At 44.3% G+C, this 25,281-nt stretch carries 26 protein-coding genes and 1 tRNA gene; 2 read left to right on the top strand and 25 right to left on the bottom strand.

Annotation, left to right across the window (positions count from 1 at the left end; genetic code table 11):
* The 16 genes from ACTHPG_RS18065 to rpsF all read right to left on the bottom strand — a co-directional run bounded on the left by ACTHPG_RS18065 (position 1) and on the right by rpsF (position 17,276).
* Entirely contained in the window at positions 1-921 is a 921-nt protein-coding gene (locus tag ACTHPG_RS18065) for a DUF2232 domain-containing protein (protein ID WP_440390869.1), read from the bottom strand.
* Positions 918-1,220, bottom strand: coding sequence for a MazG-like family protein (locus tag ACTHPG_RS18060; RefSeq protein ID WP_440390868.1), 303 nt, complete (start codon positions 1,218-1,220; stop codon positions 918-920). The genes ACTHPG_RS18065 and ACTHPG_RS18060 overlap by 4 nt, the downstream gene beginning before the upstream one ends.
* 264 nt (positions 1,221-1,484) lie before the next feature.
* Complete coding sequence (locus ACTHPG_RS18055) at positions 1,485-1,910, bottom strand: CBS domain-containing protein (protein ID WP_440390867.1); 426 nt, start codon at positions 1,908-1,910, stop codon at positions 1,485-1,487.
* A gap of 184 nt (positions 1,911-2,094) precedes the next feature.
* Positions 2,095-3,129 (bottom strand): LCP family protein, encoded by a 1,035-nt coding sequence (locus tag ACTHPG_RS18050; RefSeq protein ID WP_440390866.1) that lies wholly within the window; start codon positions 3,127-3,129, stop codon positions 2,095-2,097.
* 244 nt (positions 3,130-3,373) lie between these two features.
* Complete coding sequence (locus ACTHPG_RS18045) at positions 3,374-4,960, bottom strand: MFS transporter (RefSeq protein ID WP_440390865.1); 1,587 nt, start codon at positions 4,958-4,960, stop codon at positions 3,374-3,376.
* A 231-nt stretch (positions 4,961-5,191) separates the two neighbouring features.
* Positions 5,192-7,627, bottom strand: a complete 2,436-nt coding sequence (locus ACTHPG_RS18040; protein ID WP_440390864.1) for an alpha/beta fold hydrolase — start codon at positions 7,625-7,627, stop codon at positions 5,192-5,194.
* A gap of 121 nt (positions 7,628-7,748) precedes the next feature.
* Positions 7,749-8,639, bottom strand: a complete 891-nt coding sequence (locus ACTHPG_RS18035; protein ID WP_440390863.1) for a D-alanyl-D-alanine carboxypeptidase family protein — start codon at positions 8,637-8,639, stop codon at positions 7,749-7,751.
* Positions 8,640-8,890: 251 nt separating this feature from the next.
* Positions 8,891-10,720 (bottom strand): oligopeptide ABC transporter substrate-binding protein, encoded by a 1,830-nt coding sequence (locus ACTHPG_RS18030; RefSeq protein ID WP_440390862.1) that lies wholly within the window; start codon positions 10,718-10,720, stop codon positions 8,891-8,893.
* A 19-nt stretch (positions 10,721-10,739) separates the two neighbouring features.
* Positions 10,740-11,645, bottom strand: coding sequence for an ABC transporter permease (locus ACTHPG_RS18025; RefSeq protein ID WP_440390861.1), 906 nt, complete (start codon positions 11,643-11,645; stop codon positions 10,740-10,742).
* A 29-nt stretch (positions 11,646-11,674) separates the two neighbouring features.
* Positions 11,675-12,637: an oligopeptide ABC transporter permease gene (opp4B, locus tag ACTHPG_RS18020; protein ID WP_036611942.1), complete on the bottom strand. Its 963-nt coding sequence runs from the start codon at positions 12,635-12,637 to the stop codon at positions 11,675-11,677.
* Between the two features lie 7 nt (positions 12,638-12,644).
* Positions 12,645-13,577, bottom strand: a complete 933-nt coding sequence (locus ACTHPG_RS18015) for an ABC transporter ATP-binding protein (protein ID WP_440390860.1) — start codon at positions 13,575-13,577, stop codon at positions 12,645-12,647.
* A gap of 14 nt (positions 13,578-13,591) precedes the next feature.
* Positions 13,592-14,581, bottom strand: coding sequence for an ABC transporter ATP-binding protein (locus ACTHPG_RS18010; RefSeq protein WP_440390859.1), 990 nt, complete (start codon positions 14,579-14,581; stop codon positions 13,592-13,594).
* A 727-nt stretch (positions 14,582-15,308) separates the two neighbouring features.
* Positions 15,309-15,902, bottom strand: a complete 594-nt coding sequence (locus tag ACTHPG_RS18005) for a M15 family metallopeptidase (protein ID WP_440390858.1) — start codon at positions 15,900-15,902, stop codon at positions 15,309-15,311.
* Between the two features lie 217 nt (positions 15,903-16,119).
* Positions 16,120-16,392 (bottom strand): 30S ribosomal protein S18, encoded by a 273-nt coding sequence (gene rpsR / locus ACTHPG_RS18000; protein WP_017691433.1) that lies wholly within the window; start codon positions 16,390-16,392, stop codon positions 16,120-16,122.
* Between the two features lie 56 nt (positions 16,393-16,448).
* Positions 16,449-16,934 (bottom strand): single-stranded DNA-binding protein, encoded by a 486-nt coding sequence (ssb, locus tag ACTHPG_RS17995; RefSeq protein ID WP_017691432.1) that lies wholly within the window; start codon positions 16,932-16,934, stop codon positions 16,449-16,451.
* A gap of 48 nt (positions 16,935-16,982) precedes the next feature.
* Positions 16,983-17,276 carry a 30S ribosomal protein S6 gene (gene rpsF, locus ACTHPG_RS17990; protein WP_036611944.1) on the bottom strand — a complete coding sequence of 98 codons (294 nt, stop codon included), beginning with the start codon at positions 17,274-17,276 and terminating at the stop codon, positions 16,983-16,985.
* A 202-nt stretch (positions 17,277-17,478) separates the two neighbouring features.
* On the opposite strand from rpsF, the gene ACTHPG_RS17985 reads away from it, so the two are divergent.
* Positions 17,479-17,673, top strand: coding sequence for a YjzC family protein (locus tag ACTHPG_RS17985; protein WP_440390857.1), 195 nt, complete (start codon positions 17,479-17,481; stop codon positions 17,671-17,673).
* A 447-nt stretch (positions 17,674-18,120) separates the two neighbouring features.
* Here ACTHPG_RS17985 and ACTHPG_RS17980 read toward each other — a convergent pair.
* From ACTHPG_RS17980 to ACTHPG_RS17965, 4 genes are all read right to left on the bottom strand, one after another.
* Positions 18,121-18,211 (bottom strand) — tRNA-Ser (locus ACTHPG_RS17980).
* Positions 18,212-18,314: 103 nt separating this feature from the next.
* Positions 18,315-18,524: a DUF951 domain-containing protein gene (locus ACTHPG_RS17975; RefSeq protein WP_036611950.1), complete on the bottom strand. Its 210-nt coding sequence runs from the start codon at positions 18,522-18,524 to the stop codon at positions 18,315-18,317.
* The gene (locus ACTHPG_RS17970) at positions 18,514-19,455 is read right to left on the bottom strand and encodes a mechanosensitive ion channel family protein (protein ID WP_440390856.1); all 942 of its coding nucleotides are present in this window, start codon (positions 19,453-19,455) and stop codon (positions 18,514-18,516) included. The genes ACTHPG_RS17975 and ACTHPG_RS17970 overlap by 11 nt, the downstream gene beginning before the upstream one ends.
* A 14-nt stretch (positions 19,456-19,469) precedes the next feature.
* Positions 19,470-19,733: a DUF3343 domain-containing protein gene (locus ACTHPG_RS17965; RefSeq protein WP_017691427.1), complete on the bottom strand. Its 264-nt coding sequence runs from the start codon at positions 19,731-19,733 to the stop codon at positions 19,470-19,472.
* 118 nt (positions 19,734-19,851) lie between these two features.
* On the opposite strand from ACTHPG_RS17965, the gene yyaC reads away from it, so the two are divergent.
* Positions 19,852-20,457 (top strand): spore protease YyaC, encoded by a 606-nt coding sequence (gene yyaC / locus ACTHPG_RS17960; RefSeq protein ID WP_036611957.1) that lies wholly within the window; start codon positions 19,852-19,854, stop codon positions 20,455-20,457.
* Here the strand turns inward: yyaC and ACTHPG_RS17955 are convergent.
* From ACTHPG_RS17955 to noc, 5 genes are all read right to left on the bottom strand, one after another.
* Positions 20,432-20,932 carry a DUF4446 family protein gene (locus tag ACTHPG_RS17955; RefSeq protein WP_440390855.1) on the bottom strand — a complete coding sequence of 167 codons (501 nt, stop codon included), beginning with the start codon at positions 20,930-20,932 and terminating at the stop codon, positions 20,432-20,434. The genes yyaC and ACTHPG_RS17955 overlap by 26 nt on opposite strands.
* Positions 20,933-21,069: 137 nt before the next feature.
* A complete protein-coding gene (locus ACTHPG_RS17950) occupies positions 21,070-22,224 on the bottom strand; it encodes an aminotransferase class V-fold PLP-dependent enzyme (RefSeq protein WP_440390854.1) in 1,155 nt (384 codons plus the stop codon).
* A gap of 160 nt (positions 22,225-22,384) precedes the next feature.
* Positions 22,385-23,230 (bottom strand): ParB/RepB/Spo0J family partition protein, encoded by an 846-nt coding sequence (locus tag ACTHPG_RS17945; RefSeq protein ID WP_339238899.1) that lies wholly within the window; start codon positions 23,228-23,230, stop codon positions 22,385-22,387.
* On the bottom strand, positions 23,223-23,984 hold the full coding sequence (locus ACTHPG_RS17940; RefSeq protein ID WP_024629525.1) for a ParA family protein: 762 nt from the start codon (positions 23,982-23,984) through the stop codon (positions 23,223-23,225). Before ACTHPG_RS17940 ends, ACTHPG_RS17945 begins: the two co-directional genes overlap by 8 nt.
* A 186-nt stretch (positions 23,985-24,170) precedes the next feature.
* Positions 24,171-24,989, bottom strand: coding sequence for a nucleoid occlusion protein (gene noc, locus ACTHPG_RS17935; protein ID WP_440390853.1), 819 nt, complete (start codon positions 24,987-24,989; stop codon positions 24,171-24,173).
* Between the last annotated feature and the right edge of the window lie 292 nt (positions 24,990-25,281).

Genomic DNA, 25,281 nt, shown 5'->3' with positions numbered 1-25,281 from the left:
CTATCGTTTTGATTTCGATATTGCCTCACGAAGCGGGAACGCCAGATCGATAATCCCGATAATCCGAAGCGGACCAATGAAGAAGACCGCAGCCGCCAGGAAATAAGGTATAACCGGATTCCATTTCTTAGTATGTGAGAGAAAGAAGAAGAAGCCGATCGCTTGAATCATGAAGCCCAGATTGATCAACGGCGACAGATTCATGGCAATCATGGTCCAGTATGTTCCATCACTTTGTCTGGAGATCACTTCGATCAACAGTGCCAGGAAATAATACCAGATCAACGCACGCGGCATACGCCACTCTCTCGCTGGTGGAAGCTTCGATACCACCACACCCATCACATTCAGAATCGGACGTGCAATGGCGTGCGTAATGAAAGCCATGACCATCGATGTGACAACGAGGGCAAACGGAATCATAAGCTGCGTTTGTTTGGCGACATCCTGAGTCATCTCCGGTGTCCACGCAAACCCGTTGATCATCTGATTAGATGAATTCGTTAACGGTTCAATGGTTAATTTGACTACATCTTCAATATAACTGGACAGGTCGAATTGGAAAATGACACTGCCGACCAAGAGCAACAACAAGTATTCTGCCAACATCATGCCACTTCCCGCCATCAGCGCAAACAGGGCCGACTTGCGTGTTTTATACGCGTGACCCATAACGATCGCAGGCAGGGTAAAGATGAGCAATAGTAACAGATAAATGGGGTGGAATACGACCAAAATAACCGCTACGGGCACGAGATGCCATATAAATGATTTTAAGGACAATGAAGCATACAAAATAACTCCCGGAATCATCATAAAAAATATGGCAAGTACTGATAAAGGAGTTAACAGCGAAAGTAGCAAGAGCAGATAGACTGCGCTCCAAACAGCTGATTTAAAGCTAAATTTCAACAAATTCACCTCTTACGCATATGATCTTCTAGCGCGGAAATATCCTGGTACCAGTCTTCAAGCTGGTGACCTTCCTGTTTATGCTTTTTCAACTTCTCAACTAGCAGTTCATCCAGATCCTTGAAAGGAATACCGAGCCTGCGGCCCAATATGTAACTACTCATCATCAAACTGGCAAGACTGTCCCCGATTCGAGTTGTACTGCCTTCCCATAACGCCTTGAATAATCGGGATACCTGATCAAGCACTTCGGTTTTCAGCCATTCAATCACTTTAGCACGTTTGGCTACATCCAGTTCTTTAGGCATATTGGCGAAAGTCACTCCCCCGAAAAAGCTTTATTCTCGATTATAGCATAAAAAGAGGGCCCGCAAAATTACCCCAAAAAGCGGAGAAGTTCTCCGAAACTGATGTCAGGTACTTATGCGGAGTCCTCCGTACATCCTATTGAACTTTATATTTTGTAAAAAGCTTCAAATGCGCCCTTGATTCACGACTTCTTAAGTTTAACATGATACCGGGCGGCGGTGATTATCCCTAATGACACAATAATGTTTAAATTCGGCGCAGCTTTACTTGGCCTTGATTGATTCTTTGGCTACAATGCCCTCGCAGTACTCAATAATCTGACTCCGTCTGACAATACCAATGAAACGCTCCATGTCATCGACCACAGGGACAAAGTTCTGAACTTTAGCCAGATTGATCAGGTCCTCCATGTTGGCATCAATGGACACGGGTTTAATATCCAAGCGAAGTGGAACGTCTTTGAGCAAGAACTTTGAAGCGTTTTCAAATGTAATCTTTCCCTCGGCATTCTTCATATACCACAGTAAGTCGCCTTCGGTAACCGTACCAATATATTTGCCCTCTTTATTCAAAATGGGAACCGCCGTAAAACGATGATATTCCATCCGTTCCAACGTTTGCCGTAGCGTAGAATCCGACGTCACACACGTAACCTCTTGTTTGGGTAGCAGAAAAAATGCGATGTTCATACCCTTGTGTATCCTCCTTGTGAATTTCTTCGTTCAACCTATCTCGCTCAACTTATATTATACGAATCAGAGCGCAGGATGTTCCAAAAGGATCATATTTCTCGCTACAAAGAAAAAAAACAGCAGCCCGCGAATAAACGTACTGCTGATTGTGGTCTACAACACATCATCGGTATGGAATTGGTTATTCAATCTTTTGCCGGTCAGGAATCATTACTTCACCGGCTGGGGTGGATTGATCCATCCAGTTGTTAATCAGCTCTTTGGCATATTGGACATCTTTCTCGTCAGCCTGACCATAATAGATACCATCTTTTTTCATCCCCTCACCAAGAATAGTGAAGCTTGAAATCTGCGGTTTCTCCTGAGTAAGCACCTGTTTAGCCAGATCAATAATAAAGGAAGCTCGCATATCCGTCTGGAAGCTATCTCCCATAATCTGAATCAACTCCGGAATTTTGGCGATTTGATTCAAGTTCAGCATCTCGTTCGCCATCGCGTTGAGGAAGATCTGTTGCCGCTTGGTACGATTAAAATCGCTATCCTCACGGTATCTGACATAATACAGTGCGTCCTGCCCGTCATAGATCGGCTTACCGCCTTCAATCGTGAATTGAACATGATTCGGGTTCTTGTTCACAATGTCCTCATCAATTGGGAGTTTCACACCACCAAGTGCATCAACCACTTTTGTGATTCCATCGAAGTTGATCGTTGCATAGTAACCAACATCAGCATCAAGAAATTTCTCCACCGTATTGATGGACATATTCTCCCCACCGAAAGCATAGGCATGCGCCAGCTTATCATAATCATCTACGCCGTCCTTGTTTGCATCCCGTCCCACAATTTGCACATACGTATCACGTGGAATGGATACCAGAAGCACACGGGATTCCTTGGGACGTACTACAGCATAGATGACGGTATCCGAACGTCCACGCGTCTTCTCATAGGCGCGTTTGTCCGAACCCAGCAGTAACACGGAGAAAGGTTCCTTACGATACACCGTTGGATCAGGCGTATTGTTGCCTTCTTGCGGTACATAAGAGCGGGATAACTGCTCTTCTACCGAACCGGCGAGAAACAGATCAAATGCCGCTACAGCCAGCTGTTGACGGAACAAATAACCTCCGATTAACAAAACAACAAGTGAAACGAGCGTTATATATAGGCCTTTTCTTCTTTTCTTCTTCTTATCTTTAGTTCTGCTTTTCATCCATCGATTCCTTCTTCACTATGAAAATGATACTGCATAATACCAATTAAACGCCTGGGATGCCTTGTGACTCGGTGTTCTCTGAAGTTTTATCTCTCTGGAATCAAGACACCGCTTACGCTCGTTCTATTGTAATCATTGCGGGAGCAAGAAAAGTTACAATCCGGTTAAATTGAAAAGAACAGCGACTCCTTTTTGAGTTACAAAAGGTGCACTGTTCTCTTCATTTCCACACGATATCTAATCAATTCGAGGATACACTTTCCACATGATGACTCTTCTCCTTATGACGCAGACGTCCCGTTATAAGTGCAGCCACCAGCGTAAGCACGCTGAATATAACCGCGGACCAGAAAAGCCCATTGTAACCCTGCCCTGTCGTTTGATGCACTGCCTGAAGCAATACATCACGGATCCCTTCATCAGGGATTTGGGCCAGACCTGCTGTCAGACCGGATACATCACTCCCGGATGCTCCACCTGAAGCATATTGCTCCAGCATCTCAGGCGGCACCTGAATTCCTTTGTCAGCAAACCCAGTCTGAATATTGGACCCCAGATTAATGAAAGAACGCGCCAGGAATCCGGCGAAAATCGTAGGTGCAATAGCCATCGCCATCTGGCGGAATAACGAACTGGTCGCTACCGCGATGCCTTTATTGTTCTCACCCGCCTGTTCTGTGACAAGCACGTTTACTGGTGCACCAAGCATCATGCCGAAGCCGATCCCTACGAGCGTACTCGCAATGACAAATTGCCAGATATGCTCCACCCATAATGGGAACAGCAGAAATCCAATGGCAGATAATAGCCCGGCAACCGATAACGTCCAGATGGGCCCTTTGCGGTCAACGAGGTAACCACCTCCACCCGCCCCAATGCCGGATGCCAGCGCGAGCGGAGTAAACCAGTATCCGGATGCCGTATTGGATACGCCAAGATACTGTTCAACAAAACCGGGAATAAAGATCACCGAGGCCAGGATGGCTCCGGAGAAAAAGGCAATCAACAGCGTCCAACGAAAGGACGCAATGCCCAGAAGCTGTGTCGATACAACTGGTTCACGTTCAGATCCTTCCAGTCTTTTTTCCATGAAATAAAAGAGTATCAGAATAATTATACCTGCCAAGAAGAAGCCGTAGAACATCGGTGATCCCAGGCTTTGAATCATGTTCACACCGTCCAGATTGCTGAAGCTATACATTAAACTGAGTACACCTAGCGTCAGGACAGCGATACCGCTCCAGTCCACTGCTGTACGGTTCAATTCCTGTTCTTCATGAATATATCGAATACCTGCAATGAACAACAGAATGGCGATAGGTACATTGATTAGGAATAACCAATGCCAGTTACCCGTAATGTCCAATATGAAAGCACCGACATTAGGTCCCAGAATAGCAGCAACACCATTCATACCTCCAAGCAGACCCAGAGCAGTGCCTTGACGCTCCACTGGGAACTTGCTTAATACGTATGAGCTGGCAATGATAAATATCCCCCCACCGCCCAAAGCTTGAATAACACGAGCGATCAGGAAGAACGTAAACGAAGTGCTAAGCGCAACGAGCAGGGACCCGATCCCAAACAACGCCACTTCAATCAAGAACAGTTTCTTGCGACCATAACGATCCGACAGTTTACCTGCAATAGGAACACTCACCGCAAGCCCTAGCGTGTAGAGCGTAATCGTCCATGCCCCCCACGTTGGAGATACACCAAATGATGCATTCAAAGTGGTCAATGACGAGGTGATGATTCCGTTATCCAACGCAGCCATAAATACCCCTATGGCAAAGAGGATTAACGGCCATTTCATTTGTTTTTGCATCACATGTTACCTCCCGATCAGATCATAAATTCAGTATCGTACCGTTGGTATTGTACATATATATTAAACCGAATCGAATAATAATGACTCACTGGTCATTTTAAAACAAAAGAAATCCATATGTCAATTTAATAATATGATTATATGGTTCAATTTACCTCTGATTCGATAAAATAAAGGCTGTCCCACCGTTTCAATGAAACCGGCGGGACAGCCCTCGTGACTAACGTATTATGGCTGCATCAGATGACGATTCAGGAATTTCTCCATCGCACGGTACAGATCAAGCTGATTCTCGACGTTCGCAAAGCCATGGCCTTCATTGGTCTTTAACATATAGGGTACATCGACACCACGCTTGCGCAAGGCTTCAACGATCTGGTCTGACTCAGCCTGTTTGACCCGTGGATCATTAGCACCCTGAACTACGAATAATGGAGCCTTCATCTGATCGATGTGGAAGAGCGGTGAAATCGCCGTCAACAATTCCTTGTCTTTCTGGGGATCTCCTACACGTTCATAGAACATGCTGCGCTCTGACTCCCAATAAGGAGGCAGTGAGTCCAGAAGGGTGAAGATGTTGGAAGGTCCCACATAGCTAATGCCAGCAGCATAGACCTCTGGTGTGAAGGCCAGACCTGCGAGAGCAGCATATCCACCGTAAGATCCTCCATATATGGCTACACGTTTAGGATCAACTTTCCCCTCTTCAACCAGCCAGTTCACACCGTCTGTGAGGTCGTTCTGCATGGCTTTGCCCCATTCTTTATTACCTGCATCCAGGAATTCCTTGCCGTATCCCGTGGAACCACGGAAATTAACCTGTAGAACGGCATAACCGCGACTTGCAAGGAATTGAACCTCCGGATTAAAGCCCCATGAATCGCGAGCCCAAGGACCCCCATGTGGCACTACAACCAATGGCAAGTCGGAAGCCTCTGCTTCAGCACCTTGAGGCAGCGTCAGATAACCATGCAGGGTGAGGCCATCGCGTGACTTATACGTAATGGGTTTCATATCCGCCATTTGCTTTTCATCAATCCAAGGTGCGGCATCAGCCAGTTTATCAAGTTTGCCTGTTTTGGAATCGTAGAAATAATACGTACCCATCGCTTTGTCACTATACGCTACGAACAATACTTGGCTTTCCTCGCTTATGCTGCTGATACTAATCTCCTTGCCTGGCACGTTTGCTTTGATATCCTGCATTAGCGTTTTGAACTCTTGATCAAAGAATTCATAGTTCACTTTATCTGTCTCATACACAGCAGCAAGAATGGTACCCTTTTCTTTGGAAGGTACGAAGCTGCTTACATCCACATCTTTATTTTCATAGATGGTTTTGGTTACCTTCTTACTGCTTGGGCTGTACTCGACAATCGCCGTTTTATCTCTCTCCAAGTTGGATATGGCATAGATATTTTTGTTATCATACGTGAACATGACTGGCGCAAAGGTCTCTCCAAGCTTCGTTGTCAGAAGCGGCTCAAATTTTTGATCTTCTGATTCACGATACAGTAACGAAGACACATTGCCATCACTAGACACAGCAACACGAATTTTACCCTCGTGATCCGTCAGCCAGCCCGTAATATTACCCGGGTTCTCTGCGGCAAGTACAGCCTCCCCTGTCTTGATATTAATCCGATACACATCGAAAATGCGCGGATCACGCTTGTTCAAGCCTACCAGAATCTCATCCGGAATATTTTCAAGTGGATCTATCAGGATCGCTCTTGTGTCAGGATACGGCGTCAGGTCCTTGCTATTTTTACCATCGATATCCGTCACATATATATGGTAATTTTCATCGCCTGCTTTGTCTTGTACATAGAGTAGCTTTTCATTGGTTGCCCACGCAAACCCAGCAATATTACGTTCAGTTTCGCTCGTAATCCGTACAGGCTTGTCCTGACCGTTTGCAGTAACTACGATATTCATGCGGTTGTTCCATGGCTCCAGGTAAGCAAGATGCTTACCGTCCGGCGACATCTGGAACCCTGCCTGAGCAGGCTGTTTGAAGAAGTCCTCCAGAGGAGTAAGACCATCCGATTTCACATCAAGTCCAAGTGCCAGATACAGTGCATCAGCGAATTCCCCATGGGTGACTGATTGTTTGGCGTTAAATGCGCTACCTTCGATAATAAAATGCTGTTTTACCCGCGCAGCGTCATCGGCATGCACAGCTGGAATCTGATCGGCATCACTGTATACGACCTGGATTCCATTATCCTTCAGTTCAAATGCACGTGTGAACAACGATGCCATCTGTGCACGTGTTAGTGGAGCATCTGGCGCGTAGCCTTTGGCCTTCCCTTGAATGAATCCGCCTTGCTTTAATGCGTAGATGGCAGGCGCAGCTTCATTCTCCGGCAAAACATCTGCAAAACCTGTGAGTGAAGCAGGCGCATCCAGTTGAAGTACACGTTGCAGAATGATTGCTGCCTCCGCGCGAGTGATTGGAGTCGTTAATTGGGTCATGCCATCTGTAATGCCATCTATGTATCCCAGTTGTTGCAGTGTTTTTGTCGCCTTGGAAGCAATGGCCTCCGAGACTGAGGCTGTAGGTTTTACGGCTTCGGCCGCCTGTACAGCTGGTTGAATCAGTGCAATGGACATGGCCATGGTGAGTGTGAGAGCATATACCTTTTTACTAATCGTGTTCAAACAATCTCCCCCTTTAAAGTGAATTGCATAAAAATATGGAATTATACGTAAGTCATTTTACCATGATTAACCACAAGTTAACAGCGAGATGGGTCTTCTTGAGTATGTTCATGTCCTCTCTTTATTTGGAGCCCGAAAATCCATAGTTGAATAGCTTCCGTGTCTCCACAAAACGTCCTTCACGAGTTTCTGTTCCAAATACAACTGAAATCAGTCTTTTGCCATCACGTTCAGCTGTCCCCACAAAATGATATCCGGAATCCTCATCATACCCGGTCTTCAATCCGTCATTCCCATCATAAGCATAAGGCCCACCAATGGAAGACAACATCCAGTTCGTGTTGCTCATGTACATCCCTTTTTGATGCATCGATACTTGCATTTGACTGGAGATTCTTAAAATTTCGGGATGGTTGTTCAGCAGATATCGCGCAAGCTTGCATGCATCTATAGCCGTCATCAAGGTCTGCCCTTTTATTTCCATCGGACGGTTAGGACCGAGCAGCTTTTCACTGAGGCCTGTTGAATTCCTGAATTTTGTATCCTCAGACAGCCCAATCTGAGTTGCTTTCTGATTCATCTGTTGCACAAAATTCTGCTCAGTACCACTGATATGTTCAGCCAGAGCCACTGCTGCATCATTCGCTGAGTATACAGCTACCACTTGGAACAACTCCTGAACAGTGAACTGTTCTCCCTGTTTCAGAGTCAGTTGACTGCCACCCACGGAACTGGCATATAGACTCACGTTAACGAGATCATCCCACCGGATATCTCCATTAATTACAGCTTCCATCACTAACAATTCTGTCATCAACTTACTGACGCCTGCCGGAGCAATCTCTTCGGAGCCATTATAATCCATTAAGATCTGTTCGGAGTTCATATCCATTAATACTGCAGATTCAGCTTTTATTCCCGGTTTGCCTACCAGCATGTCCGGTTTTACACCCAAATATATAATGAGCAGCAGAGCCAGTAGCATACCTGACCGTTTCCACCATTTTTTCATAAGATGATCACCTCTTACCTATATAGACGAAGTGAAAAGGCATTTTGTCTGCACTTTTTTGAAAAAAAGTTAAATTTTTTTTATTTTTTGGTTACAAAAAAAACATGAACCCCATACACCCATGCCAGAGTGTACAGAATCCATGTTTTAAAGACACTTTAGTTCAATCTCCCAGGAGAATTCTTCAATATCATTTAGCAACCGACTTCTTAAAAGGACCCCAATCCTTACAGCTGCTAATGGAAGAAGTATTACTCAGCTACAACTGCCTTGTCTGCATTAACTTGCAGGTCGCTCAGGTAAACGCCTGTTCCATCACCAATCGCATAATTCATTACACGTTTGTTAACTGGTGCTACAACTGCACGATACAGTGTAGGGAATACAGGAACTTCATCTACCATGTATTGCTGCCATTGATTGTAGACCTCTTTACGCTTGTCTACATCAAATGCTTCAGCAGAGATACCTTGTGCCAACAATTTGTCATTCTCTTCGCTGGAGAATCTGGAGAAGTTGTAGAGTGCATCACGGCCGTACAGACCAGATGGATCTACGTCAATACCAACACCCCATGCTGCTTGATACACATCAATGTTCGGATCATCTTTACCTGTGTTACCTACACGGTCATAGAAGCTGTTGAACTCAACCATTTCCAGGTTTACTTTCAAACCAATAGCAGCCCATGATTGAACATAGTAACGTGCCAATGGTTCAGCTGTGTCGCCACCAGTCATGGATACAAAGTTGATTTCGAGTGGTGTTCCATCCGGATTCGTACGGAATTCACCATCCAGCTTGTAACCAGCTTCATCGAGCAATGCTTTCGCTGCTTCCGGATCATACGTTACACCCGGATTGCTGGAGTCATGGAATTCTGGGTGAGACGGTGGAATCAGGGTTGTTGCATTCCAGCGCAGACCGTTATAGAAACGTTTACCAACTTGATCGTTATCTACAGCCATCCACATTGCTTTACGCAAGTTTTTATCGCCCATTTTTGCTTCGGCATTGCTTACCACTTTTCCGTTCTCTTCATCCCACGTACCCAGTTTGAAGCCGATGTACGTATACGCACGATCGATTGCACCCAGGAATTCTACGTTGGACAGGTTAGCATTGTCTTTATATTGATCTGTCGGGAATGCATCCACGAGGTCTACCCCGCCAGATTTCAGTTCTTGAACAACCGTTGTCGGGTTGATAACTTTCAGAGTTACACTATCCAGTTTTGGAGCTCCACGCCAGTAGTCATCGTTTTTAACAAAAGTTACAGACTCACCTGGAGTGATAACATCCACTTTAAATGGACCAAAACCAATTGGTTTTTCACGTACTTCTTTGGAAGAAGACATTTTTGCTACATCCATATCTCCGAAGATATGTTTAGCGAGTGGATACGTCCATACGCCACCTGTCAGCAGGGACGGAGTAGATTCTTTATACGTAATGCTGATTTGTTTGTCGCTCAGCACTTTAATACCAGAGATTGTTTTTGCTTTTCCAGCATGATACTCATCCATACCCACGACACTAGTGAAGTTGGAGTCGTAACGTGGACCATCATAAGCTTTGTTACCGATAACTTCGTAAGCAAACTGCAGATCTTCAGCCGTTACCGGCTTGCCATCATGCCAGTTTACATTGTCGCGAATGGTCAGTGTGAACGTTTTGCCATCTTCGGAAGTTTCATATGTTGCAGCACCATCATTGGTGTACACATAGTCTTTATCCCAAGTCAGCAAACCTTCATCAAACCATTGAAGAACCTGTGCATCCGGGTTACCGGAATAGAAGTTGAAATTCAGTGTACCTTCAAAAGCAGTATCCGATACAAGTCCGAATGTAATCGATCCACCCTCGATCGCAGTACCTTCATTCGTTTTGACATTGTTGAAGTCTTCAATGGAGTAAACGCCCTCTTCATTTGCAGGTTTTTCCTCCGTTTTTCCCTCTTCTGTGTTGTTGGTAGCAGGAGCTGGAGTAGCTGCTTCTTTCTCAGAGCACGCTGCGAGCACCAATACAAAGACCAACATCATCGTGAAAAATAGTCCCCGTGAAAATAATCCCTTTTTCATGAACCTTTCCTCCCTTTTTTTAACCTCTTCTTTGTCTTGCATCAGTCGCACGCTTTAGGGCTTGACCGACATTATTTATACTCAACATCAATACCAGAATCAGTACCGATGCGGGTAGCCATATCCACCATCTGGACTCCAGGGTTTGCGGATTACGTGCATAACTTACGAGTGTTCCAAGACTAGGCGTACTTTCGGGAAAACCAAACCCCAGAAAAGACAGCCCGGATTCGAGGCCAATGTTGGCAGCGAGGTTCAATGTCATCGTTACGATAATAATGGAGCTCAGATTCGGAAGAACCTGTGAGAGCATAATCTTCAGATGAGAAGAGCCCAATGTTTTTGAAGCTTTTACATAGTCCAGCTCCCGTTCCTGTAATGCTTTGGAGCGAATCAATCTGGCAATACCCATCCAGAGAAACGCCGTCATGATCAGAGAGAAGGAGATGATATTGTATTTCGGTACTGCCGTAACAAACGCGATAACAATCATCAACATCGGAAGGATCATGAAGAAATCAACAACACGCATAAACAGGTTGTCTACCATGCCACCGAAATAACCGGATAAAAGGCCAATGAAGATACCTATGAAGCCAGTCATTAACGTCACAATAATACCAATGGTCAGGGAGTTACGTGTACCGATGACCAGTTGGCCAAACACATCACGACCTCCATAATCTGTTCCAAGCCAATATTTCGCGGATGGCGGTTCATATAAGGCAAATAGATCCACGCGTACGATATCATCCTGATTCAGAATGAGAGACGTGCCATATACCAGCAACATGACCAAGCCCAAGAAAATGAGCGAGATTAGTGCCACCTTATCTCTGACAAGCTCCCTCCATAAAATACTCAAGCTGGAGGGGCTTTTATCAATCTTTTGTGAAGTTACAACTACCTCGTTGGCCTTGCTCATCTTGTTTTCACCCCGAAATCTTCAAGTTCTTACTTGATCCGTATACGTGGATCTACAATTCCTAGAATTATGTCAGACAGCAATGCCCCGAGAATGGAAGCCACGCCATATAACAATACGAGTGCAGTCACAACGCTGAAGTCCCGCAATGAGATGGAACTCAGGAACAACTGCCCCATACCTGGATAACTGAATATGCTTTCGATAAATACCGTACCTCCGATAAGCCCTGTAATCTCATATCCGAAGAACGCAGCGATAGGTAACAGTGAGTTCCTCAAAATATGTCTGTTATAGATCCGGGATTCCGAGGCGCCTTTGGCTCTCGCGGTAATAACGAATTCCTTATGCTTGATATCAATGATTTCACTACGCAAATATTGAACCGTAGATACCGTTGTAATCAATGCCATGGATAGTGCCGGTAATAATAAATGATAGAACTTACTCATCACATAGCTGAATGTACCTGGTGTAAGACCTGGTGCAACACTTCCTCCCGTTGGGAACCAGCCGAAGTGGAATCCGAAGATCCACACCATCACCAGTGCAAAGATGAACAAAGGTGCGGCAAAGCCCAGGTAGGTGTATCCGGTGATCAACCGATCAGACCAGGTATCGTTGTAACGACCACTGATGATACCGAGTGGAATAGCAATCAGGTAAGTCAGTACAAGTGTCGCCAGTGCCAGCCAGAATGTGTTTGCCACACGTTGGCCGATCAGGTCCGTAACCGGCATTTTAAATCGGAAGGATTGTCCAAAATCACCTTGAATGGCGTTTTTGATCCAGTCCCAATATTGCACGTACCAGGGATTGTTTAATCCCAGTCTCTCTCGCTGTGCTTCCAATGCTTTGGGATCAACACTTGGATCAAGCAATCCCGTTAGTGCATCACCCGGCATGGCTTTCGCCATCAGAAAGACCAAAAGACTTAGTAAAAAGATCTGAGGGATCATTATGATAATTCTGCGTACTATCGTTTTCCACATATGGCCTTCAACCTTTCTGAGGTAGAGCTACTCGGTGAGTATCGGAAATGGATTGGAGCGAGTATGCAAGCCCTTCCTCATCAAAGAAATTTCGGTATGAATGTTCATACTCGGATTTGACCTGTTGACGGAAGGCTACCATTTCCTCTCGTTTGGTTGGGTCCATATCCGGAATGGCTGCAATCAGACGTTTGGTATAGATGTGTTGCGGATTCTCAAAAATATCATTTGTTGTGCCCTGTTCCACATATCGACCTTTATACATAATCCCAATCTGATCACACATATGACGGATAATGCCCAGATCGTGACTGATGAACAGATAAGTCAGATTTAATTCTTTTTGAATTTCCTGCATGAAATTGAGTACCTGAGCCTGTACTGATACATCGAGTGCAGATACTGGTTCATCCGCAATAATCAGCTTCGGCTTCAATGCAATAGCCCGTGCAATGCCAATCCGTTGACGCTGCCCCCCTGAGAATTCATGCGGGTATTTGTAGATTGACTCTGGACTCAGACCAACCTTTTCAAGCAATTCTCTTACTTGTCTTTTCTCCTCGGTCGCTGTCAGACGCTCATAGTTACGAAACGGCTCAGCGATGATATCGATAACTCGCTTCTTTGGATTCAGTGATGAATATGGATCTTGAAAAATCATTTGTACATCCCGCTGGAGCTGCCTGTTCTTACGTCGCTCCGTAGCCAGATTTTTACCGTTAAACAGAATCTTTCCCTCAGTGACATGGTTTAGCCCAATAATGGCTCTTCCTGTTGTTGTCTTACCTGAACCTGATTCGCCAACCAGACCATAGGTCTGACCTTGTTCAATGGAGAAGCTAACATCATCAACAGCCTTTACACTGCCAATTTCCCGTTTAAGCAATCCACCGCGAATTGGAAAGTGTATCTTGAGTCCTTCTACTTCGAGTAATGCCATTATGTTATTCCTCCTCAGCTTTGGTCAGGGAAATGAAAATGCTGGTAGCAGGTACATCTTACAAAGTGACCTGGCGCAATTTCATGCATCTGTGGGTTCTCTTCATGAGCCGATTCACTAATCCATGGAATTCGGGCTTTGAATCTGCACCCTTTGCGAGGAAGATTTTTGAGCGATGGAACAATGCCTTGGATAACATGCAATTTGGATCTTTCTTCAGACAGGGTAGGAATAGAGTTCAACAATGAGCGGGTATATGGATGCTTCGCATCGTTCATCAATGTGAAGATATCTGCGATTTCAACAATTTCGCCTGCATACATAACGGCAACGCGGTCAGCCATCTCAGCTACGACACCCAAATCATGTGTAATCAGAATGATGCCTGCGTTAATATCATTCTTCAGATCACGGATTAGTTCCAGAATCTGTAGTTGAATCGTAACGTCAAGCGCCGTCGTTGGTTCATCGGCTATGAGTAGTTCCGGTTTGTTGGCAATCGCAATGGCGATGACAATTCTCTGTCTCATACCACCAGATAATTCGTGAGGATATTGCTTGTATATTTGTTCGGGACGTGGGATCCCTACCTGATTCAATAAGTGAATGACCTTTTCTCTCTTCTCTCTGGAAGATAGCTTAGACTGATGAAGTGTGAGGATCTCTTCAATCTGTTCACCAATAATCATTAGAGGATTTAACGCAGACAATGGGTCCTGAAAAATCATGCCCATTTCTTTACCGCGTAGCTTGTTCAACTTGTTTGGAGAGATGTTGGCAATATCTTGTCCTTTATAGAGAATCTGGCCTTCGATTTTTGCTTTGTTATGCAAACCCATAAGAGAGAAAGCAAACGCACTTTTACCTGAACCCGATTCACCTACAATCGCCAATACTTCATTTTTTTTCACCTTAAGGTTAACGTGATCCACTGCTGCATAATAGTCATCTTCAATTCTGAATGATGTTGTTAGATTTCTGACTTCCAATAGCTCTGTATTCAAATCAATCACCCTAACCCCATAATTTCCGTAGATTGTATTCACGTATAGATGAATGCATCCACTGTATATTTCCAAGTTCTTGAAGATAACGAACAATAGCTTATACAAAATACCAAATCATTAGGAGAAACAAGTTTAAAAGACTTATATTTAGACCATTGGTCAATTAATGTTGATAATTCCTAGCGGAATTAAACAGCAAAATAATTAATGTAATCATACGTGTAATTTTAGCTAACGTCAATGCTTATTTTGAGATTTTTGGTATAAATGTTTTTTATACTACAGATTTGGATATTAGTAATACTATAAAGGTATATAGCCAGGAGTTTGGGAGGTATTATCATGTTTTTGGCTGTGAGGAGTACATAGGCAATTAGTCAATTTAACGTATACGTAACATAATAGTTACATAGAGTGTATGTGTGTGTTTTGATTTGAGTAGATAATCCTAACTATACGTGAGGTAAATGTCATATTTATGAGTGTTGAATAGTTCTCGAACTATAGCTGAGATTTAATCCATTGGAGTGGTCATGCTTATATTTAAACCATATGTGCGATCAAAGTAAAAAATCTAGTTATTATAGTATAGTTTTATTTATTTGCTAATGTAAAGACCAAATTGTCATCTTTTATCATTTATTTTACAAAAGAAAGAAAAAAGCCCTGCAAAATGCAGAGCTTATCTAATATTTATTCATTTAAATGTATATATAATATCGTTTTACTGTGATTCAGGAGGTCTTTTACCACGTTTCAACTCATTGATATTCAAGCCGAAATCCATCTGTAAGTGAGGATAGTCCGGAAAGTTTGCCCAGTCTCCACCCCAAGTGAAACCTAACTCTTTGGCGAGATCTACAACTTCCATCCAGTCTGCCTTGCCATTCCCGTTATCATCCCGCTCCATATCCCACACCACATCACCCTCAGGCGTCCTCAGTGCAAAATCAATAGCTAATCCATAGTTATGATATGACTCGCCACCACGCGCATTAGTAACAATATTGCCTGGACTTGAGCGACCTTGGTTAAATAGTGCATCTTGCTCTTCAGAACTCCGGTAGCCGTGGGTGATAACAATCTCTATTCCGCGTCTCGCTGCCTTCCGTACCAATAATTTCTCATTCTCTGCTACCACAGGATGAAGACCGGTGATCGGTACAACCTCTTGGACCGTTGTCCCGGGCCACATGTTATCCATATCACCGTTTTGCTGTAACCATACATATATAATGGAAAGTAAAAGAGTAGCTATAATCCAGGTTTTCAGACTTCTCTTTTTTCTCTGTTTGCCTTTATGTTTTGATGTATTCATGTCCACTCCTGGTGATTATTCTGAAATAAAGCTATTCCTGCTAACTGAGCCTTTTCAGTAGGTAGACTCTATTATAATTCATTTGAGGTTTGAATGCTTCTATCACCATAGTATTGGATTCTCTGATTAGTTAGAGTGAACATGCAACTTCGCACTTACATAAACAAAAAAGCAGCCGGCTATAAGCCGACTGCTTCGTATGCAAGCTGAGTATAAACTACTCAGTTGTGTATGGCAATAATGCGATTTGACGGGAGCGTTTGATTGCAATCGTCAGCATGCGTTGATATTTAGCGCTAGTACCTGTTACACGGCGTGGCAAAATTTTTCCACGTTCGCTGATAAATTTACGAAGCAAGTCCGTATCTTTATAATCGATGTGAGTAATTTTGTTAGCTGTGAAGAAGCACACTTTACGACGTTTATTACGGCCGCCACGACGTGCCGGTCTTTTATCGTTGTCTCCGCCTTCTCTTTGCTTGAAGCCCATGCTTTTCAGTCCTTTCCTATCATGTAACCCATATCTCCTAAGAGTATCAGTTCATGTTAAAATGGCAAATCATCATCCGATATATCAATCGGTTTTCCGTCATCGGAAAAAGGATCCTGATTGTTGCTACGCGAATTATTGTTATTGTTCGCGCGTCCGCCGCCTCCATAAGAAGGCTCTTCACGCATTGGTTGCCCACCGCCGCCACCGCTATTATCACGGTTAGCTGACTCCAAGAAACGGACATTATCGGCAATGACTTCGGTCACGTATACACGTTTTCCTTCGTTATTCTCGTAGTTCCGTACTTGAATGCGTCCTTCGACTGCAGCCAGGCGTCCTTTGCGCAAGTAGTTTGCACAAGTCTCGGCAAGCTGTCTCCAGGTTACGACCGGAATGAAATCCGCTTCCTTTTCTCCCCCTTGGCTTGTAAACGGTCTGTCCACTGCCAAAGTAAATTGCGTAACTGCTACTCCTGCTGGAGTGTAACGCAACTCAGGATCCCGGGTTAACCGGCCAATCAGAATGACACGGTTCAACAATGTAATCCCCTCCTTCAGAGCGTATTGGTGCGTTAATCACGAGTTGTCTTAAGCAGACTTAACGTCGTTGGTAATGAGATAACGAATAACTTCGTCAGAAATTTTCATGAGACGCTCAAGTTCAGTTACAACTGCTGGTTCAGCAGTGAAATGTACCAGAACATAAAAACCATCACGGAATTTCTTGATCTCATACGCAAGACGGCGTTTACCCATAACGTCGTGAGCTGTAACTTCACCACCGCCGTTGGAGATGATGCCTTGGAATTTATCGACTGTAGCTTGAACAACTTCTTGCTCAATGTCAGGACGAATAATGTACATCACTTCATATTTGCGCATAATTTTCACCTCCTTATGGACTCTGGCCCTCAATCCAGGTTGAGAGCAAGGAACGAGCACAAACTCGAACTATATTAATATAACAAATACCGAGTCAAAGTGCAAGCAAACGTTCCCTGTACATATTGGCACATGATCAGATCGGCAATGGAGCAAACTACAGAAGCAACAAAGTAACATAATCTGCAGAGGAGGTTTTATCATGGGTGAAAAAACCGAGTTTGAACCCGGAGACAAAGCACCAAACGATGGAGAGTATACGGAGATTGGGGAAAAAAGCTTTGTTACGGAGATTCAGAACCCAAAGCGGGTAACGCTGCAAAAAGGTGAAGCTTTCCCTGAAACGAGCAATCATAATCGGAAGTGGAAGAAGCTGACCAAAGCCCGCGTTCATTGACCGCAATACTTTTTACGATCCATGTATATAAAACTGAATAAAGCACATAATACATTTAGGCGGTGCACGAGAGAGGTGTGGTTCCGTTGGACAACGAAGCCGATCATTCGCTGTTGGAGATTCATCCCGTAATTTAAGAAGCAAGTGGTTATGTGTTGTAAGGCCCTTCGTCTGAAGCACGCGTATTGCTACGTGCAGTACACCAGGTTTCTGATTGTTACGACCGATTGTTTCCTAACAAACAAATGCACCGCCGGATAAAGAGCCCTTTTGGGCTCTTTGTTTTTGTTTTTAGTCATAAATATAATTGAGACAACTGATATACATACAAGCTTAATACATACTTATTTGATATAACATTATACAAAAAAAGACTTTCCTAATGGAAAGTCTTCTTATCGATCTTTTTTATTCAACTCAAACGTATTGAGTAAATTGCAATTGAAGTGGCGGAAAGGGTGGGATTCGAACCCACGCACGCTGTGACACGCCTAACTGATTTCGAGTCAGCCCCCTTGGGCCTCTTGGGTACCTTTCCGCAGCAATATTGATTATAGCATGATCATTTACAGAACGCAATACTCCTACGGAGCCTGCATGTAAACGTTATTACGTGTACTGCATCCCTTATCACTGCAAGATCATGATTCTGTGGAATCTTCGGCTGAACGCAATACTTTCTTCATGTTCTTCTCGAATTTTGCTCTAGGGATCAACACACTATGCTTACATCCGACGCACTTGATCCGAATATCCATACCCATTCGAATGATCTCCATCTCATTACTGCCACAGGGATGTTGCTTCTTCATCTGCACGATATCCCCAAGCTGGAAACTTTTACGCTCCACCTGTGCCATCCCCCTCATTTTTCTCCAAAGCTGCTGCATGTTCCAATGCTGCTTGATGACTCATCTCACGATACTCCAGAGTTTTTTTCACATCGCCCTGAATCTGCCGTTCCACAGAAGCACGAGAGTTGGGCATACATTCAGCTACAATTCGCACCACATACTCTGATGTAGACATCGACTGTATACCAAGCACATCCGGTACCTTCACGATATTCAGATCACGCTCTTCAATCCCTACCAAAGACTTCTTCACCAGGTTTACCGACTCATCGAGACTTAAGTCCGCCTTCATCGGAATATCCACTACAGCCAGCGAATTCGACATGGAGTAGTTCGTTACACTTGCAATTGCCCCGTTCGGGATAATGTGTACCTCACCTTGCCAGCTGACCAGTTTGGTTGTTCTTAGCCCAATCACCTCAACCGTTCCCTTGTAGGTTCCCGTCTGAATAACATCCCCCACAGCGAATTGGTCCTCCAATATAATGAAGAAACCCGTAATAACATCCTTGACCAGACCCTGTGCACCGAAACCAATGGCAAGCCCCAGCACACCGGCACTCGCGAGTAGTGGTCCAACTTGGATATTGATCTCAGATAACAGTAGCAGAATCATAATAAAATTACATGTTATGGAGGTCGCATTTTTTAGAAGTTCCCCTACGGTTACGAATCTGCGCGGATTCACGCGAATCTTGCCTTCCTGCTTGCGTTCCATGGAACGATCTATAATTCGATATACCACCTTAATGACAATACGGGTGATGATAAAAATAATGATAATCCGGATTGAGCTGAACATAATGTTAAGCCACATATCGGGATCTGCAATTTTGTTCCAGACTTTATCGGTCCAACGAAGGGCTTCATCAACGACGGCTGCGGTACTGACATCAGCATCCCCTTGAGCAAATTGAAATGGCAACATGCATCATGCCTCCTCTACATCGGTATGTTATCATAGCTGTCTTCTGTTTTGAAATAGAGGCCTCGAATCTCTACGAACTCGTTACGAATGATCTTTTGCACTCGCTCCAGATCCTCTTTCGGAAACTGAATACATAGCGCACACCCTGCTGTAATTTCTTTTGGCGTAGGGAACAAATCAATCTCTATCTCGGCAAACTCCAGCAGCATTTCAGCACGCAGTGCCTGCTGGGTTGAATCAAACGCAATCAGCATCCAATCGTTAATCCACTCGTCCATGTCCGGCTCCTTTCACCCATACGTCCAACCCCAGAGAAAAAGCTTGTCCTCGTGAAGTATAAAACGCTCTACCTTTCCATATACTGTTACTACTATTCCAAGGGAAAGGATAGATCCTATGAATCCCACTTCGCGTTCCTTTTCATCACAAGACATGACCAGTCTCAAAATCCCCCATACCGATCCAGGCATTCACTCCGCCATTACCCATCGTTTAATGTTCCATCTCTATAAAGCCCATTCTCTGCAAAATGTAGTGATCGTCTGCATCGGCACAGATCGCTCAACAGGCGACTGCCTTGGTCCTCTGGTCGGATCAGCCCTTTCCAAGTGGGACAGCCCTTTATTCCATCTCTATGGCACCTTGGATGAGCCCGTCCATGCGATGAACCTACAGGATACACTTCACAACATACAGAAGACACACCATAACCCTTATGTGATTGGCATTGATGCCTGTCTTGGGCAATCATCCAGTGTAGGGTGCATTCAAGTCGTCAATGGTCCACTCAAACCGGGTGCGGGAGTAAATAAAGAATTACCGCCGGTCGGCGATATCCATCTGACAGGTATCGTTAACGTCGGCGGCTTTATGGAATACTTTGTTTTACAGAACACACGGCTCAGTCTCGTTATGCGCATGTCCGAGATTATATCCAGCAGTCTGTACTCGGCTATCCGGGAATGGCATACACGTTCTACTCTGCTTGCTGTGCCAGAGTAATAGCTTCCTTTTCCTCTGGGGACAGAGTGTAGGTGGACTCTCCCCCTTTAAGAGGTTTTGCATATACATAAGAACCGTCTCGGTTATATATCCCCGTAAGGACCATGCCATCCTGGCTATCGTTAATCATTGCCATGGAGAAACTCAGGTCACTGCCATGCTCTCCATAGGCATTGTATCTCTTCACGCCAATTTTACCTTGAATGCGGGTCAGCTTTTGCATGACAACTTGAAGCTGATTCGTTTGCAGTTTGTGTTCATCCTCAATGCTGTCCATCTGGATTTTCAGATTAATCAGCAACGATTCCAGGTCCTCTACTCCACTGCCAGCCATCATGGCTTCATATTTACGTTTAAACTTTCGTAACTTTGCCCCTTGAGCAATACTCACAATCAGCAAGATCACCGTAAGTAATGCCATTCCGCCAATAATCCATAACAGCTGTTCCAGAATCAGCTCATTTAATTCAGCCATGTAATTGCAACTACCCCTCTATATTTTTGATCAGATTACGTCTGTCTGTAATTTTATCAATTATTATTAATCAACCGGATATCCATAAGCTTAATCAAGCAGTACTGTAATATATGAATTCATCACTTCAACTCTAATTAGTCTGCCCCCGTCAATTCCAAAACTGCCTTAACGAGTGCATCCATATGGTCTCGAGTTGAGTTGTATCCCACACTTGCCCTTACTGCTCCGGTAGCGGTTGTACCTGCAGATTCGTGTGCAAGCGGTGTGCAATGAAAGCCGGAGCGAACCGCAATCCCGTAATTTCGATCTAATCGGAAGGCGAGTTGTGCCGAATCATACCCTTCCACAGTAAAGGATACTAATCCGGTGCGTGGCTGGCCAATCTCTGGACCGAGCATCCGAATGCCCTTGACGGATGACAACCCATCCATCATATGTTGGGTCAATTCCCACTCATGTTGGTAGATGAACGCTGGAGTCATCTCCAGAACGTGCTTCACACCCGCATTCAACCCTGCGATTCCGACTGTATTGGGTGTACCCGCTTCATACCGATCAGGACGCACCTTAGGCTGCTCCAGCGCTTCGGACTGACTTCCTGTTCCTCCATGGAGTAAAGGCTCTATATCGAGCTCAGAGGCAATGTACAAGCCCCCTGTACCCTGAGGACCAAGCAGTCCTTTATGCCCTGGAAAAGCCAACATGTCGATTCCCAAGTGTTGTACATTTACAGGCATAACACCAGCACTTTGGGCCGCATCTACCAACAAGATCGCTCGATTTTTACGACACAGGAGCGAAATTTCTTCAATAGGAAGAATACTGCCAAGGAGATTCGAACTATGTGTACATACCACCAGTCTCGTATTGGAACGAAACATACGTTCCATTTGCATCAGATCAATGGCTCCAGCTGCATTAACGGGTACATAATCAATCTCCACATTTCGTAATCTGCGCATGTACTCCAGTGGGCGTCTAACTGAATTATGTTCAGCCATAGTGGCAATCACATGGTCGCCTTCCTTGAGCGAACCTTGAATAGCCAAATTCAGTGCTTCTGTCGTATTTGATCCGAAGGCAATATCATTTGCATTTTTGATACCAAAAATATGGGATATGGATCTTCTCGCCTCGAACAGAACACGACTTGCCTGTACAGCCATTCGATGGCTTCCTCTGCCCGGATTAGCCCCTGCAATCTCCATTGCATTCAGCATCGCATCACCGACAGCAGGTGGTTTGGGCCAAGATGTTGCTGCATGATCCAGATAGATAACTCCCTCCACCTCACAACCACCCCTGTCCCATATATTAATAATTAGCCTACACGCACTACGCATATGACCCCGTAAACAAAGAATGACATATCGTTTCTCCATGATACAGAGGCGATATGTCATGACATGAGTAAGCCCCGCATGTTGTTAATGAATCATAGACCGACTGTTATTGTAACAATTCCAATAGCCGTTCCAGATCCTGTTGACTGTAGTAGTTGAGCTCAATTTTACCTTTATCTTTATTGTGCTTGATTTTCACTGTTGTTTTGAAACGTTCACGCAGAGATTCTTCCAACGTATCAATAAATGGATCTTTCTTTTTCAACTTCGATTTGGCCTTAGCCTCACCTGTTTTGGAACGATCCAGTTGTTGAACAGCTTCTTCCAACTCACGTACACTCCATTGCTGATCAATGGTTTGTTTGGCAAGTTGCTTCACTACAACCTCGTCTTTAATGCCAACGATGGCACGTGCATGTCCCATAGATAATGTTCCACGTGAAACATGGTCTTTCACTTCTTCAGGCAATGATAATAGACGCAAGAAGTTAGCGATGTGAGAACGTGATTTACCTACTTTTACAGACAACTCTTCCTGAGTCAACGCGAATTGATCCATTAACCCCTGATAAGCAACTGCAACTTCCATGGCATTCAGATTCTCCCGTTGCAGGTTCTCGATCAAGGCAATCTCCATTACCTGCTGGTCACTAAAGTTGCGGACTACAGCCGGTACGGTTGCATTACCACAATATTGGGATGCTCTGAACCGTCTCTCTCCGGCAATAATCTCATAACCTCTTAATACAGGACGAACTATAATAGGTTGTATGACACCATGCTGACGAATGGACTCAGCCAGTTCATGGATCGCGCCCTCATCAAATACTTTACGTGGTTGATAGGGGTTAGCCCGCAGTTGACTAATCGGGATTTCTACGACTTTATCATCGTCATTAATTGAAAGCGAAGGAATGAGGGCATCAAGACCTTTTCCAAGCCGCTTACTCATAAGAAATCACTTCCTTTGCGAGCTCTAGATACACTTCCGCCCCTCTTGACCGAGGGTCGTACGTAATGATCGATTGACCATGAGATGGTGCTTCACTAAGCCGTACGTTGCGCGGAATAATCGTTTGATATACTTTTTGTTGAAAATACTTTTTCACTTCTTCAATAACCTGTATCCCCAGATTGGTCCGTGCATCAAACATCGTCAGCAATACCCCTTCTATCTGCAGGGATGTATTCAAATGTTTTTGTACCAAACGAACCGTATTAAGCAACTGACTTAATCCTTCAAGAGCATAATACTCACACTGAATCGGAATGATCACCGAATCGGAAGCAGTCAACGAATTGATCGTTAACATACCAAGGGATGGTGGACAATCGATCAGTATGTAATCATAGTTTTTTTTCACCATGGCGAGTGATTTTTTCAGGCGAACTTCCCGTGATATCGTGGACACCAATTCGATCTCGGCTCCGGCAAGCTGAATCGTTGCAGGTATGATATGAAGGCCTTCAATCTGAGTCTCCACAATCGCTTCTTGAGGAGGAACCTCATTAATAATGACATCATATATACAATTAGCCACATCTGCTTTGTTGATTCCAACTCCGCTGGTTGTATTCCCCTGAGGGTCAATATCGACAAGCAATACTCTTTTCCCGAGTGAAGCCAGTCCTGCACCCAAGTTAACAGATGTCGTCGTTTTCCCCACACCGCCCTTTTGATTTGCTACGGCCATAATCTTAGACAATTACTTCACCTCAAATAAAATAGGAGTCTTTTCTTGTAGGTTGTGAGATATTGTTAACAAAAAGCAGGCGGCTATCGTCCACACAAACAACAACTACCGTTCCATCACTATACTGTTCTTTGAAAATGTCAGACCTAACTTGCTTTATAGACATAAAAAGCGGCTCATTGCCGCCATAAGCTTCAATTATTTACGTTTTGGAATATGGATAACGATCTCGTAATGATCCTCATGGTCTGCTTCTTTGGTTTTAATGTCCATACCTGAGCCAGTCACCATGTCAATGGATTGGCGAATCGTATTAAGTGCAAGTCTTACATCCTTGGTAAAGGAAACGCGTTTGGATTTTTTGATCTTGGATGCTTCCTTGTAGAAGGCAACACGTGCCTCTGTCTGTTTCACGTTTAACTCTTTTTCGATAATCTCTCCAAGCAACTTCATCTGCAGTTCTTCCGTATCCAGAGAAAGTAATGCTCTTGCATGCCGTTCAGAAATTTTGCGTTCCATCAACGCGGCCTTAATGCCATCCGGGAGCTGCAACAACCGGATTTTGTTGGCGATGGTTGACTGGCTTTTGCCGAGTCGCTGTGCAAGACTTTCCTGTGTCAGTTGATGCAAGTCAATCAGCTTCTGATAAGCGACGGCCTCTTCAATTGAGGTCAATCCTTCACGCTGCAGGTTCTCAATCAGTGCAATGGATGCGGCCTGAGAATCGTTGAATTCCCGTACAATAGCCGGAATCGTATCCAAACCCAGTTTTCGAACTGCACGCCAGCGACGTTCCCCGGCAATAATCTCATATGATCCATTTCGCACGCGAACGACAATTGGCTGAATGACGCCATGTGTTTTGATCGTCTGCAACAACTCATCAATTTTATCATCATCAAAAATAGTACGGGGTTGATATGGGCTGCTCACAATTTCATTAACCGGAATCTGTTTGATCTCATCTCCGTTATTGCGCTCCGCCAAACCAAACAACTTCGAAAATTGTTCTTTCATTCCGCAGATTACCACCTAGTTTCGTAATAGCTCCCACAGTCTTTGCAGGTGCTTCTTATTCAATAAGCGACCCTTCACATGCATCGTTCTTGGAATAAGTATTGCCTTTTATAACGCCTTCTGTCATACAACAACGAGCGTATATCCATCTATCTATACATATAATCTATGATCGCTGTGACCCAGGATCGGATACTTCTATTCTATCATCTTTTCTATCATAATCCTATGCTTACCTATTCTTTAAACTCTGCTAATTTTCCTGCTTTTTCTTTGTGAATATTGGAAATAT

This window comes from Paenibacillus sp. SAF-068, from assembly GCF_051967555.1.
Classification (GTDB): domain Bacteria; phylum Bacillota; class Bacilli; order Paenibacillales; family Paenibacillaceae; genus Paenibacillus.
This window is presented reverse-complemented; position numbering and strand designations above follow the sequence as displayed.

Bases quoted from the DNA above. Each gene is read 5' to 3' on its own strand.
- ACTHPG_RS18060 (WP_440390868.1), bottom strand. From the start codon at position 1,220: ATGCCTAAAGAACTGGATGTAGCCAAACGTGCTAAAGTGATTGAATGG.
- ACTHPG_RS18055 (WP_440390867.1), bottom strand. From the start codon at position 1,910: ATGAACATCGCATTTTTTCTGCTACCCAAACAAGAGGTTACGTGTGTG.
- ACTHPG_RS18050 (WP_440390866.1), bottom strand. From the start codon at position 3,129: ATGAAAAGCAGAACTAAAGATAAGAAGAAGAAAAGAAGAAAAGGCCTA.
- ACTHPG_RS18045 (WP_440390865.1), bottom strand. From the start codon at position 4,960: ATGCAAAAACAAATGAAATGGCCGTTAATCCTCTTTGCCATAGGGGTA.
- ACTHPG_RS18035 (WP_440390863.1), bottom strand. From the start codon at position 8,639: ATGAAAAAATGGTGGAAACGGTCAGGTATGCTACTGGCTCTGCTGCTC.
- ACTHPG_RS18030 (WP_440390862.1), bottom strand. From the start codon at position 10,720: ATGAAAAAGGGATTATTTTCACGGGGACTATTTTTCACGATGATGTTG.
- ACTHPG_RS18025 (WP_440390861.1), bottom strand. From the start codon at position 11,645: ATGAGCAAGGCCAACGAGGTAGTTGTAACTTCACAAAAGATTGATAAA.
- opp4B (WP_036611942.1), bottom strand. From the start codon at position 12,637: ATGTGGAAAACGATAGTACGCAGAATTATCATAATGATCCCTCAGATC.
- ACTHPG_RS18015 (WP_440390860.1), bottom strand. From the start codon at position 13,577: ATGGCATTACTCGAAGTAGAAGGACTCAAGATACACTTTCCAATTCGC.
- ACTHPG_RS18005 (WP_440390858.1), bottom strand. From the start codon at position 15,902: ATGAATACATCAAAACATAAAGGCAAACAGAGAAAAAAGAGAAGTCTG.
- rpsR (WP_017691433.1), bottom strand. From the start codon at position 16,392: ATGGGCTTCAAGCAAAGAGAAGGCGGAGACAACGATAAAAGACCGGCA.
- rpsF (WP_036611944.1), bottom strand. From the start codon at position 17,276: ATGCGCAAATATGAAGTGATGTACATTATTCGTCCTGACATTGAGCAA.
- ACTHPG_RS17985 (WP_440390857.1), top strand. From the start codon at position 17,479: ATGGGTGAAAAAACCGAGTTTGAACCCGGAGACAAAGCACCAAACGAT.
- ACTHPG_RS17970 (WP_440390856.1), bottom strand. From the start codon at position 19,455: ATGTTGCCATTTCAATTTGCTCAAGGGGATGCTGATGTCAGTACCGCA.
- ACTHPG_RS17965 (WP_017691427.1), bottom strand. From the start codon at position 19,733: ATGGACGAGTGGATTAACGATTGGATGCTGATTGCGTTTGATTCAACC.
- yyaC (WP_036611957.1), top strand. From the start codon at position 19,852: ATGAATCCCACTTCGCGTTCCTTTTCATCACAAGACATGACCAGTCTC.
- ACTHPG_RS17955 (WP_440390855.1), bottom strand. From the start codon at position 20,932: ATGGCTGAATTAAATGAGCTGATTCTGGAACAGCTGTTATGGATTATT.
- ACTHPG_RS17945 (WP_339238899.1), bottom strand. From the start codon at position 23,230: ATGAGTAAGCGGCTTGGAAAAGGTCTTGATGCCCTCATTCCTTCGCTT.
- noc (WP_440390853.1), bottom strand. From the start codon at position 24,989: ATGAAAGAACAATTTTCGAAGTTGTTTGGTTTGGCGGAGCGCAATAAC.